Source organism: Pseudoalteromonas 'SMAR' (genome assembly GCF_048515945.1).
Lineage (GTDB): Bacteria > Pseudomonadota > Gammaproteobacteria > Enterobacterales > Alteromonadaceae > Pseudoalteromonas.
The window spans coordinates 68,219-79,822 of the sequence record NZ_JBLWMW010000017.1 but is presented as its reverse complement, the minus strand read 5'-3'; the positions used below and the strand labels follow the sequence as shown (position 1 = coordinate 79,822).

Annotated in this window: 10 protein-coding genes; 9 read left to right on the top strand and 1 reads right to left on the bottom strand. The window is 45.3% G+C overall.

The window, feature by feature from the left end; translation table 11 throughout:
• Nucleotides 1-776: 776 nt before the first annotated feature.
• On the top strand, nucleotides 777-1,931 hold the full coding sequence (locus tag ACNKW2_RS09255) for an exo-beta-N-acetylmuramidase NamZ family protein (RefSeq protein WP_419148297.1): 1,155 nt from the start codon (nucleotides 777-779) through the stop codon (nucleotides 1,929-1,931).
• Nucleotides 1,932-1,938: 7 nt separating this feature from the next.
• On the opposite strand, the gene ACNKW2_RS09250 is transcribed toward ACNKW2_RS09255, so the two are convergent.
• Nucleotides 1,939-2,784: a MurR/RpiR family transcriptional regulator gene (locus ACNKW2_RS09250; protein ID WP_419148296.1), complete on the bottom strand. Its 846-nt coding sequence runs from the start codon at nucleotides 2,782-2,784 to the stop codon at nucleotides 1,939-1,941.
• A gap of 209 nt (nucleotides 2,785-2,993) precedes the next feature.
• Here ACNKW2_RS09250 and ACNKW2_RS09245 point away from each other — a divergent pair, with 209 nt between their 5' ends.
• The 8 genes from ACNKW2_RS09245 (at nucleotide 2,994) to csrA (ending at nucleotide 11,392) form a co-directional block, all read left to right on the top strand.
• Nucleotides 2,994-4,370 (top strand): Na+/H+ antiporter NhaC family protein, encoded by a 1,377-nt coding sequence (locus ACNKW2_RS09245; RefSeq protein WP_419148295.1) that lies wholly within the window; start codon nucleotides 2,994-2,996, stop codon nucleotides 4,368-4,370.
• A 103-nt stretch (nucleotides 4,371-4,473) separates the two neighbouring features.
• On the top strand, nucleotides 4,474-4,980 hold the full coding sequence (locus ACNKW2_RS09240) for a DUF3087 domain-containing protein (RefSeq protein WP_419148300.1): 507 nt from the start codon (nucleotides 4,474-4,476) through the stop codon (nucleotides 4,978-4,980).
• A 196-nt stretch (nucleotides 4,981-5,176) separates the two neighbouring features.
• Complete coding sequence (locus tag ACNKW2_RS09235; protein WP_336569175.1) at nucleotides 5,177-5,800, top strand: GTP cyclohydrolase II; 624 nt, start codon at nucleotides 5,177-5,179, stop codon at nucleotides 5,798-5,800.
• A gap of 197 nt (nucleotides 5,801-5,997) precedes the next feature.
• Entirely contained in the window at nucleotides 5,998-6,789 is a 792-nt protein-coding gene (locus tag ACNKW2_RS09230; protein WP_419148294.1) for a BPSS1780 family membrane protein, read from the top strand.
• Nucleotides 6,789-7,277, top strand: coding sequence for a regulatory protein RecX (locus ACNKW2_RS09225; RefSeq protein WP_419148293.1), 489 nt, complete (start codon nucleotides 6,789-6,791; stop codon nucleotides 7,275-7,277). Before ACNKW2_RS09230 ends, ACNKW2_RS09225 begins: the two co-directional genes overlap by 1 nt.
• A gap of 4 nt (nucleotides 7,278-7,281) precedes the next feature.
• Complete coding sequence (alaS, locus tag ACNKW2_RS09220; protein ID WP_419148292.1) at nucleotides 7,282-9,885, top strand: alanine--tRNA ligase; 2,604 nt, start codon at nucleotides 7,282-7,284, stop codon at nucleotides 9,883-9,885.
• Nucleotides 9,886-9,892: 7 nt separating this feature from the next.
• Nucleotides 9,893-11,116: an aspartate kinase gene (locus ACNKW2_RS09215; protein ID WP_419148291.1), complete on the top strand. Its 1,224-nt coding sequence runs from the start codon at nucleotides 9,893-9,895 to the stop codon at nucleotides 11,114-11,116.
• A gap of 90 nt (nucleotides 11,117-11,206) precedes the next feature.
• Nucleotides 11,207-11,392, top strand: coding sequence for a carbon storage regulator CsrA (gene csrA, locus ACNKW2_RS09210; RefSeq protein WP_336569181.1), 186 nt, complete (start codon nucleotides 11,207-11,209; stop codon nucleotides 11,390-11,392).
• The last annotated feature ends 212 nt before the right edge of the window (nucleotides 11,393-11,604 follow it).

The window sequence follows — 11,604 nt, the reverse complement described above, 5'->3', positions numbered from 1 at the left end:
CTCTCAAGTGGTAAAATAAGAGATAAACAAGCCGACGTTGAGTCGGTTTTTTTGTGCCTATAAAGCAGCAGATAAAACTATAAAACAGCAGACACCCACATCAAGAGTCGTTAAGAGTTCACTGGGAAGTAAAATAAAATAACGGACATCCACTTTAACAAGCGCTCAATAAGATACACTCTGAGTTTGCTGCACTTACCCAACTGCCTATAAAACAGCAGACACCCACATCAAGAGTCGTTAAGAATTCACTGCGAAGTAAAATAACAGGCACCCACTTTAAAAAGCTCTAAACAAGGTACGCTCTGAGTTTGTTTTACTTATTCAATGACTAATACCAACCTGGGTCCAGGTTGGCTTAATTAGAAAGAGCAAAATTGACGCTTGCGGCGTAAAAACTTCTTGCCGTAAGTGATACCAATCCGCATTAACACTTGCTCAATTTGAGGGAGCAAATTCGACGCTAGCGGCGTTAAAAATTTCTTATTTAGAACAACTAAATCGCAAAACTTTCGCCTTACCTATACGGATGAAGGTACCTTGGCGGTAGCAGGACGCGAGAGCGGTGTTATCGACAAAATTTTCTTGCCTCAAATGGACCACTTAATTAAACGAATTGGTATTAGCTCACTAAATTAACCGAATGGGTAAACTTGAGTGTAAAGCAGGCAGTGTCTGCGATTAGACCTTGCTAAGTTCCATCATTTGTCTCAAAAACGCTTTTCATTCTCTTCATTATTGCTAACCTGTACTCACTTTCAACACGGTTTAATACAATGAATTTTCGAAATATCTTCTTTATTATTGCAAGCATGCTGAGCTGGAATGGCGAAGCCCTGACTCTAGGCGCTGAGCGCACAGAGCTCTATTTACCTGAGCTTAAAGGCAAGCGAGTCGGACTAATAGTCAACCAAACCTCAAGAGTCGGTGAGCAACACTTGGTTGATATATTGCTGCAGCATAACATTGCCGTGAGGAAAATATTTGCTCCAGAGCATGGCTTTAGAGGTAAGCATGATGCTGGTGCATTGATTGCGGATGGTAAAGATAAAAAAACAGGGTTACCAATCATTTCCTTGTATGGCAAAAATAAAAAACCATCCCAGCAACAATTAGATGATGTCGATATTTTGATTTTCGATATTCAAGATGTTGGTCTTCGCTTTTATACTTACATAAGCACTATGCACTTGGCGATGGAAGCCGCCGCTGAAGCCAACATTGAGTTTATGGTTTTGGACCGACCAAACCCAAATATAGCGTATGTCGATGGGCCAGTATTAGAGCCTCAGTTTCGCTCTTTTGTGGGCATGCATCCTATTCCTGTTCTCCATGGCATGACCGTCGCTGAGTTGGCCAAAATGATTGTTGCCCAAAAGTGGTTAGAAACAGAACAGCAGCTTAAGCTGACCTTGATCCCCATGCTAGGTTACCATGATCAAGTTGAGTATCGCTTACCTGTGCCTCCGAGCCCAAACCTTCCGAATCAGCAGGCAATATACCTTTACCCGTCGCTGTGCTTTTTTGAGGCAACGCCAGTGTCGGTTGGCCGTGGTACCGAGTTTCCATTTCAAGTGTACGGACATAGCAACCCGAAGCTAGGTGACTTTGCCTTCTCACCCAGGAGCATCATCGGCGCCGCTGCTAACCCCAAATTAAAAGGCCTAACTGCCTATGGCCAAGATCTGAGAAAAAGCCGCGAAACCGGATTTAACTTACACTGGTTTGTCAGTGCATACCGTGTTTTCAACCAAGCGGGCGTAGAGTTTTTTACGGCTGCCAATTTTATGGATAAATTGGCAGGAACCGATAAGGTAAGAAAGGCTATGCTAGCAGGTGCCAATGAAACCCAGTTGCAGCAACTATGGCACCAAGATGTCGCCGACTTTTTACAGCTTAGGCAAGCCTATTTACTTTATCCTCGGCAGTAAAGTGAAGCTATAAGCGCATCGACTGCATGTTTTCGTTAGCCCGGTCTACACGCTTTTGCCAATGTAGGTTAGATTGCGCGAGCGCCGTAAATAGCACGTCAATCAGGTAGGCTTGTGAAGTACGCGATAACATCCCTGAATGCTTTAAAGGTTCATCATCGCTAGTACAGTAAAGCACGGCATCGGCCAGCTCGACTAACGGGTGGCTGCCATAACGGGTGATCATTAAGCGTTTGCAGTCATTGCTTTTCGCTTGATTGGATAGGGTGAGTAAGCTTTTACTACCGCCGCTACTACTGAGCACAATAAGCAAATCATCTTTGTTCATGGTCGCCAAATAACCCGAGGCACTGAGCTCATCGACTTGTGCTATGGCTGGAATTCCCAGTTTTTGTAGCTTCCAAGTCAAGTCTTGTGCCATGGTAAATGTGCTCCCTAAGGCGCAAATAATCACCTTACGGGCACTTTTTATTAACTGAATGGCAGACTCAAATTGCTTGGCCGTGTTTAACTTTCTGGTTTCTGAGATCACCGTCTGCTGTCTTTGTTGTAGTTTATCGGCAATCAGTTCAATGGAATCATTGTGTGAGATCAGTGCGTCGATGGCTAGGGTATTGTCTGTTTGCTCATTTAAAGCATCAACGACCGCCAACTTAAAAGTGGGAAAACCTCTGTAGCCCAACTTTTGCGCAAATTTTACTACGCTCGATTGACTTACTCCTGCGGCTTTTGCCAGTTCAACCGAGGATAATGCACGTATTTTTTCCCCAGAGTTGAGAGTAAAGTCTGCTAATTTCGCTTCGCTATTTGACAGCGAGGGGCGCAGTGCCTTTATTTTTACAAATGTAGACATGGAATAAAAACCCGAACGAATGAATTTGTATTCATTATAGGTTCATGGCACGCAATGTGATACCCCTAAATGTCAGATCGTTGCATTAATTGCAGGAAAAATAGCAGGATCCACAGCTGCTTTTTTTATTCTCAAGCTTAAGCGCAAAAATTTGTTGTTTTCAGTCACTTAATTTAAGCTAGAGGTTTTAAAATTTTAAGTTGAAGAATATGGACTGGGTTTCAATATTACCGCCATTGATCGCCATTCTGGTGGTGTTTTGGCGCAAGGAAGTGATCATTGCGTTAATACTTGCGCTGATCTCTTCCGAGCTGCTGTTGGCATTACAAAATAATAACAGTCTACTGATTGGCGGCTTTTTTGGCAGTATTGAACGTATCGTCACGGTAGTTACGTCCGCAGGCAACAGCCGTATTTTGATGTTCAGTGTGCTGATTGGTGCCCTGTTAGCGTATATCCGCGAGTCGGGAGGGGTCGCGGCTACCGTTAATATGCTACTTAATCGTGGCGTGGCCAAAAGTAAGCGCCAAGTAGGCCTTCTAACTATGTTTACTGGCACCGCGGTATTTATTGAATCGAATATGAGTGTGCTGACCTCAGGTATTGTTGCCCGAGGCTTGTTTGATAAATTTAAAATGAGCCGTGCTCGGCTTGCCTATATTATTGATAGTACCAGTGCCCCGGTCTGTATCTTAATATTGCTTAATGGTTGGGGGGCATACGTGCTTGGCTTATTAAGTAACTACGAGCTAGAGCAGTCTGCCGTCAGTATTTTATGGGGCAGTGTGGCCTTTAACTTCTACGCCATTATTGCGTTACTGATTGTTTTTTACACCATAGTGTTTGATAAAGTACATGGCCCTATGAAAGCCGCAGAAGCTGAATTAAAACAGCAAGCCACAGCACTCGAAGCAGGGCCAGCGGCGACCAAGTCACGCTATATGCTAGTGCCATTAGCCACTCTTATCATCAGTATGATTGGTTTTATGGTATGGACTGGCGATGGTGTGCTGGCCAATGGCAGTGGCTCAAAGTCAGTGTTGTATGCCACCATTTTAGCCTCTGTGGTGGCCTATATTTTGCTCCTAAGTGGTAAGCGCTTTAGCCACCATGAGTTAATGGATGTTGGCTTTAAAGGCATGGGAGAGCTGCTTCCTCTTGTCAGCATTGTGCTATTGTCGCTGACGCTCGGTGCTAGCCTTAAAGATCTGGGTACCGGAACCTTTGTGGCCTCCTTAGTTGGAGATTATTTACCAATTTACTTAATCGTACCGGTACTATTTATTACTGGGGCCATTATGTCTTTTACTACCGGCACTTCTTGGGGCACCTTTGCCATTCTCATTCCCATTGGTGTGCCACTTATTCAAGCATTAGGCTTGCCGCCAGCATTAGTGGTTGGCGCTATTTTAAGTGGCGGAATATTTGGTGACCATTGCTCTCCAATTTCAGACACCAGTGCGGTATCTGCACTGGCATCGGGCTGCGATCTGTTAACCCACGTCAAAACCCAGCTGCCTTATGCTTTACTGGGTGGCGCCTTGGCCATCGTATGCTTTTTTATCGCCAGTGTAGTCATGATTTAACGTTAGCCAAAGCAAAGCTAGATTATTGATTTATATCGTGGTGCGTGGCAGCGACTTGAGCTAGAATGCTCGCACCAAAGGCTGATGGTTAGCTGTAGTAGTGATGAAGTTACAAGAAATAGATAAAAAGCGTTACCGTAAACATTTAAATCAGGTGATAGTCGCTTGCGTCGTCGCGCTTACGGCTGGCAGTCTGGGGCTTGCCCAAGTATTAATACAACTGTTTCCAGACCCCGATGGCAGTCACTTTCATTGGAATCTCAGCGGAGTGATCGTCAGTGTGATTGTCATCGCGCTGGTGCTTAAAAAGTACAAACACCACCCGTATATGACGGAAGTGACGTATGTCTGGGAGCTTAAGCAGTCGCTCAATAAAATTACCCGAAAAATGCGCAAACTTAAGGCAGCTGCAGAGCAAGGCAATCTCGATGCCATGATAGCGATTCAATATAGCTACGCGGGTTCAAGACAATTATGGCAACTCGACGACAACACCATCACCATGGATGAGCTGGCGATTTGGCAAGCTGAATTAGATTCCCTAGCTGCGAAATACCATGTTGAGCCCAAAGCAGAGCAATATCACCCAGGATTACTCGACAAGTTTTAAACTATTGCAATTCGATCTAACTGCGGCTTAGCCACGTAAACTAATGCCTCACTGAGCGCATTATAGTTAAAATGATTGCAGGCAGCGGTAATATACAAGCGTTCTGTTTGCAGCCCTTGTATAATGTCAGTAGAGACACCATATCTCAGTTATGGTAGCATATTGTTATATTATCACATTTAGGCAAGATTAAGACGTGGCAGAAGTTAGAGCGAGAGTCGAGCTGAATGTAGGGCAGCACAGTAATATCCCTGCAGAAATAGTTTCTTTTTCGGGATTAAAAGACGGGCAGGAGCATGTCGCGTTAGTATTTAATGGTGCTGATAAAGCACAAACTCCCCTGATCCGGATGCATTCGGAGTGCCTAACCGGTGATGTTTTTCATTCCTCACGCTGCGATTGTGGCGAACAGCTAAATGAATGCATTGAAACCATGCACCAACAAGGTGGCGTTTTGCTATACCTTCGTCAAGAAGGAAGAGGGATTGGTTTATACAACAAAATTGACGCCTATGTACTGCAATCGCAAGGCATGAACACCTATGAAGCGAATAACCATTTAGGCTTTGAGGATGACTTAAGAGATTTCTCCGATGCGGTACTGATGCTTAAAGCGCTTGGCTTACACCATGTTAAACTCATGACCAATAACCCCAGAAAGCTGAAAGCCTTACGTGAAGCCGGGATCACCGTGGATGAAGTGGTTGGCACTAAGGCACATATTAAAGCCGGTGTCTCAGGGAATGAAAATTACCTAAAAACCAAAGTGCAGCATGGCGAGCACATGTTGGACATTAAAAAAATTTCCAAAGCCGATTAACTCCCTTTACTCAGTATGCGCAATGTAGGCTTTGCCCATGAAAGGCCCGCATTCACATTATCCACTTTAGCCAGTAGCGAAAACTTTCCTTGCTGGCTAAATACCCGCCTTAAGGCCGCATAAATCACCCCAACATGGCTTTTCAGTTGTCTTGCGAACCAGTATAATCGATGCGTTTTTGCTAAATTAAGTGGATTATGTCAACACCAATCAGAGTTTTTAAAGCAAACATGGGTGTGCAATGGATAAAAGCTGGATGGCAGATTTTTAGAACCCAGCCGCTCACCTTTATGTTGATGTATATTTTTATGGCCGTCGTCAGTCTGATGCCTATTCTTGCGCCGATTTTGCATGTCGTTGCCGCGTTATCGGGCCCGTTTTTGACTGCTGGCTTTTATCTTGCGGTGATTAATAAGCAAGTCAACAAATCCATTAAGCTCGCTGATATTTTTGAGCCATTTGCCGCGAAAGGCCGGCGTATGCACTTATTCCGGGTTGGTATTTATCAAATGGCGGCAGCGCTTTTACTCACTATGGTAGCAGGGGTATTATTCAGTGACGTTGGCACCGCTCTCGAAAATGCAGGGCCAAACACCGATGCGAACCAATTAATAGAGCTTATCGCCAGTAACATTTCCCTGACCCAGGTGGGTTTTTATGTAATTGCACAATCATTGGTTATGATGGCGTTTGCTTACGTTGTGCCTATAGTATTTTTTCAAGGCGAAAAGCGCATATTTCATAGCATGAAGTTATCGCTTGGTGCGTTCTACCACAACATGGCACCGTTGAGCATTTATGGCTTGATTATCGCGGCTTTGTTAGTGGCGGCTCTGCCTTTATCGATGATCCCTGCGATAATTATCATGCCGGTGGCCTTGATCAGCTTTTTTGTCTCATTTCAGGCGATGTTTATGCCAATTAATAAGGCGGAAGTTGAACAGGGCCAACAAAGTGAGCAGTCCAGCTCCGGCAGGTTTGATGCTTAATGACGGAAGATGAAGTTAAAAAGCTGAAAAACTATGCCGTTTGGTTGTTATCACGACAAGAGTACTCAACCTCAGGTTTGCGGCAAAAACTACAGCAAAAAGGGGCCACATCCGCAGTAGCCGAGGAGTTATTACAGTGGCTACAGTCCCTCGATTACCTGAACGATGAGCGCTACGCTGAGAGCTACCTTAATCGTCAAGTTGCCAAAGGACTCGGCGAAAAAAGAGTGTTACTGGACGCAAAACAAAAAGGCGTAAGCCGTGAAACGCTGCAACAATTAATTGCAGAACAACAAATAGATTGGTACACGCAAGCCGCTAATACTTACCAGAAAAAATATGGTATTTGCGCAACAAAATTAGAATACAAAGAAAAGACTAAACGCGTTCGCTATATGAGCTATCGTGGTTTTAGTTTCGATGAAATAGAATTTGCAATCGATACTGCAATCAATGCAGCTGAGCAAGAAGCAATAAAAGGTGAATGATCACATGCAGCAGATGACTACCGCACAAATTAGGCAAAGCTTCTTAGATTTCTTTGCCAAACAACAGCACCAAATCGTGCCATCCAGTTCCCTTATTCCAGGTAACGATGCCACCTTACTGTTTACCAATGCCGGAATGGTGCAATTTAAGGACGCATTTTTAGGAGCTGAGAAGCGCCCTTATACTCGAGCAACCAGCTCGCAGCGTTGTGTTCGTGCAGGTGGTAAACATAACGATCTTGAAAACGTTGGCTACACTGCCAGACACCATACTTTTTTCGAGATGTTAGGAAACTTCAGCTTTGGTGATTACTTTAAAGCCGAAGCGATTAAGTTTTCTTGGCAGTTCTTAACCGAAGTACTGCAACTGCCAAAAGAAAAGTTGCTCGTGACGATTTATCATAACGATGATGAAGCTTTTGATATTTGGTCAAAAGACGTAGGCATTGCAGAAGACCGTATTATTCGTATTGATACTGCCGATAACTTCTGGTCAATGGGCGACACAGGTCCTTGTGGTCCGTGCTCGGAAATTTTCTACGATCACGGTGAGCACATTTGGGGTGGACCTCCAGGCACACCAGAAGAGGATGGCGATCGCTTTATCGAAATCTGGAACCTGGTTTTCATGCAATACAACCGTCATGCCGATGGCACCATGGAACCGCTACCGATGCAATCGGTCGATACCGGAATGGGCCTAGAGCGTATTTCAGCCATCATGCAAGGCGTGCACTCTAACTACGAAATTGACCTATTCCAAGCGTTAATTAAGGCTGCGGCAGAAATCACTGGTGCGCAAGATTTAGAAGACAAGTCTTTGCGCGTAGTGGCCGACCATATCCGCTCTTGTGCGTTCTTGATTGTTGATGGCGTAATGCCATCGAATGAAGGCCGTGGCTATGTGCTACGTCGAATTATTCGTCGTGCGGTGCGTCATGGTAATAAGCTTGGGGCGAAAGGGGCTTTCTTCTACAAACTGGTTGCGGCATTAACTGAACAAATGGGCGCTGCTTACCCTGAGCTGGCAAAACAGCAAGCCATTATTGAAAAAGTATTGCGCATTGAAGAAGAACAGTTCGGTAAAACACTCGACCGTGGTTTAGCGATTTTAGAAGAGAACCTGAATGACATTGAAGGCGATGTTATCCCAGGAGACTTAGTCTTCAAACTTTACGATACGTATGGCTTTCCAGCGGATTTAACCGCCGACGTTGCCCGTGAGCGCTTTATGACCATCGATGAGCGCGGCTTTAAGCAGTGCATGGACGAGCAGCGTAAGAAGGCACAAGCCGCGGGTAAGTTTGGCGCCGATTACAATGAGCGCTTAAAGTCTGATAAGCACACTGACTTTAAAGGTTATGATGCGGTTCACCATACCGGTACTGTCATTGAGATCTTTAAAGAGGGACAACATGCCGTCACCTTGGAAGACGGTGAGCAAGGGGTTGTCGTACTTGACCGTACACCTTTCTACGCCGAGTCGGGTGGTCAGGTTGGTGATACTGGGGTGCTAAAAGTAGCCAACGGCGAGTTTGTGGTCACTGACACGCAAAAATTAGGTAACGCGTTTGCCCATCATGGTCACGTTGTTGGACGTATTGGTATCAACGATAAAGCCGATGCCCAAATTGACGCGGAGCGTCGTGAGCGAGTGAAGAAAAACCACACCGCAACGCACTTAGTGCACAAAGCGTTACGCGATTTACTCGGTGAACATGTTACTCAGAAAGGCTCTTTGGTACTGCCAGATCGTCTTCGTTTTGACTTCTCTCACTTTGAAAGCGTCACCAAAGCACAGCTACAACAAGTTGAAGATGCCGTGAACGCTGAAATTCGCCGCAACTTTGCACTCGAAACACAGCTGATGGACATTGACGCAGCCAAAGATAAAGGCGCCATGGCTTTGTTTGGCGAGAAGTACGATGACGAAGTACGCGTGGTTTCCATTGGTGACTATTCGATTGAACTGTGTGGTGGTACACACGTTTCACGCGCAGGCGACATTGGTCTGTTCAAAATCGTTTCAGAAGGCGGTATTGCTGCTGGGGTTCGTCGTATTGAAGCCGTTACTGGTGCCGATGCCATTGCGTACGTTAATGACCAAGAAGCGTTGTTAAATGAAATTGCTGCGCTAGTGAAAGCAGAGCCAACTACGGTAGTGGATAAAGTCACTGCGCTACTAGAGAAATCCAAAGGCCTAGAAAAGCAAGTAGCTCAGCTGAATGACAAGCTTGCCAGTGCTGCGGGAGCATCGCTACTTGACTCGGCAACTGAGGTGAATGGCATTAAGTTGCTGGTTGCTAACGTGGCCGGAACGGAAGCCAAAGCCCTGCGTGGCATGGTGGATGATTTGAAAAACAAGATGGGCTCTGGTGTTATTGCCCTTGGCGTTGCCAACGGTGAAAAAGTCAGCCTAATTGCCGGAGTAACAAAAGATCTGGTTGGCCAAGTCAAAGCCGGTGAACTCGTTAACCACATGGCTGCTCAAGTCGGTGGTAAAGGTGGCGGCCGTCCAGATATGGCGCAAGCCGGTGGCTCACAGCCTGAAAACCTCGACGCAGCACTCAATAGTGTACCTGCCTGGTTAAGCGATTTAACCAAGTAATCAGCACGTGGCGCTGATTGTTCAAAAGTTTGGTGGCACTTCGGTGGGCTCTATCGAGCGCATCGAGGCTGTCGCTGAACATATCATCAAAACGCAGCAGCAAGGCCATCAGGTTGTGGTGGTATTGTCTGCCATGTCAGGCGAAACCAATCGGCTGATCTCATTAGCGCAACAAATTGATGCACGTCCCAGTGCTCGAGAGCTGGATGTGTTATTGACCACCGGTGAGCAAGTGTCGATAGCGCTGCTGGCGATGGCCATCATTAAGCGGGGTCATTCTGCGGTAAGTTTACTTGCCGATCAGGTGGGCATAAAAACCGACAATATGTTCTCCAAAGCGCGCATCACTGCCATTGATACTGCTCGCTTACAGCAGGAGCTGCAGCATAATCGCATTACCATCATTGCCGGTTTCCAAGGTCGTGATCCTGAAGGCAATATCACCACATTAGGGCGCGGTGGTACCGACACCACAGCAGTGGAAATTGCCGGCGCATTGCAAGCAGATGAGTGCCAAATATATACTGATGTTGATGGCGTATATACCACTGATCCACGCATTGAACCCCACGCAAAACGCCTTTCCTATGTGACCTTTGCAGAGATGTTAGAACTTGCTAGCCTCGGTGCCAAAGTTCTACAGATCCGCTCTGTTGAAGCGGCGGGGCGATATAATGTGCCGCTTAGGGTGTTGTCATCATTTGCCCCTGACAGTGGCACATTAATTAGCTATGAGGAACGCAAAGTGAATGCACATAAAGTGGTGTCTGGAATTGCCAGTAATAAAGATGAGGCACTGATCTGGGTAAAAGACGTTGACGTAAAACCAAGTAACCTAGCTAATTTACTCGCTATACTAGGTGAGCATGGTATCGAAGTGGATATGATTAACCAATTGAACCACAGAGAGAAAAAAATAGACTATGCTTTTACTGTAGACGTTTCGGATGTACCACTAGTGACAGAAATCATTACCGCGCAATCACAACAATTAGGTGGCGCAGTGGTCGATGTTAATGCTAACGTAGCAAAAATATCAGCGGTTGGTATTGGTATGAAGTCTCATCCAGGGGTAGCAGGGTTGTTCTTTAAGGCCCTGGCTGAAGAAGGGATCCAATCGTTGCTCGTTGCCACCGCCGAGATAAAAATCTCAGCGCTGGTAGAAGAAAAGTATTTAGAGCTAGCGGTAAGAGCGTTACACGCAAAGTTTGAATTGGAAAGTATTGAGTAAACTAAGTTTTTGCTTACTTTTCTGGAAAGTTTTATTTAAAATGGAAGTGACGCGGAATCTTTTAAATTTTGGAATAACAGGAGCAAGAGAATGCTAATACTAACTCGTCGAGTAGGTGAAACCCTGATGATTGGTGATGAAGTAACTGTAACTGTGCTAGGTGTTAAAGGTAACCAAGTACGTATTGGTGTTAACGCGCCGAAAGACGTTTCAGTTCACCGTGAAGAGATTTACATGCGAATTCAGGCTGAGAAGTCGAACCCTGGCAACATGTAATTCAATAGTAAGTACTGAATTTTGAGTAAACCCCGCAACTAGCGGGGTTTATTGTTTCTGTCACAGAAAAACCTATTACTTAATAATACCAATTCGCTTAATTAAGTGGTCTATTTGAGGCAAGAAAATTTTGTCGATAACACCGCTCTCGCGTCCTGCTACCGCCAAGGTACCTACATCCGTGTAGGCAAGGCAAAAATTTTGCTATTTAG

What these genes read in the sequence shown, in the direction of transcription:
- ACNKW2_RS09250 (WP_419148296.1), bottom strand. Translation starts at nt 2,784, where the DNA reads ATGTCTACATTTGTAAAAATAAAGGCACTGCGCCCCTCGCTGTCAAAT.
- ACNKW2_RS09245 (WP_419148295.1), top strand. Translation starts at nt 2,994, where the DNA reads ATGGACTGGGTTTCAATATTACCGCCATTGATCGCCATTCTGGTGGTG.
- ACNKW2_RS09225 (WP_419148293.1), top strand. Translation starts at nt 6,789, where the DNA reads ATGACGGAAGATGAAGTTAAAAAGCTGAAAAACTATGCCGTTTGGTTG.
- ACNKW2_RS09240 (WP_419148300.1), top strand. Translation starts at nt 4,474, where the DNA reads ATGAAGTTACAAGAAATAGATAAAAAGCGTTACCGTAAACATTTAAAT.
- csrA (WP_336569181.1), top strand. Translation starts at nt 11,207, where the DNA reads ATGCTAATACTAACTCGTCGAGTAGGTGAAACCCTGATGATTGGTGAT.
- alaS (WP_419148292.1), top strand. Translation starts at nt 7,282, where the DNA reads ATGCAGCAGATGACTACCGCACAAATTAGGCAAAGCTTCTTAGATTTC.
- ACNKW2_RS09230 (WP_419148294.1), top strand. Translation starts at nt 5,998, where the DNA reads ATGTCAACACCAATCAGAGTTTTTAAAGCAAACATGGGTGTGCAATGG.
- ACNKW2_RS09255 (WP_419148297.1), top strand. Translation starts at nt 777, where the DNA reads ATGAATTTTCGAAATATCTTCTTTATTATTGCAAGCATGCTGAGCTGG.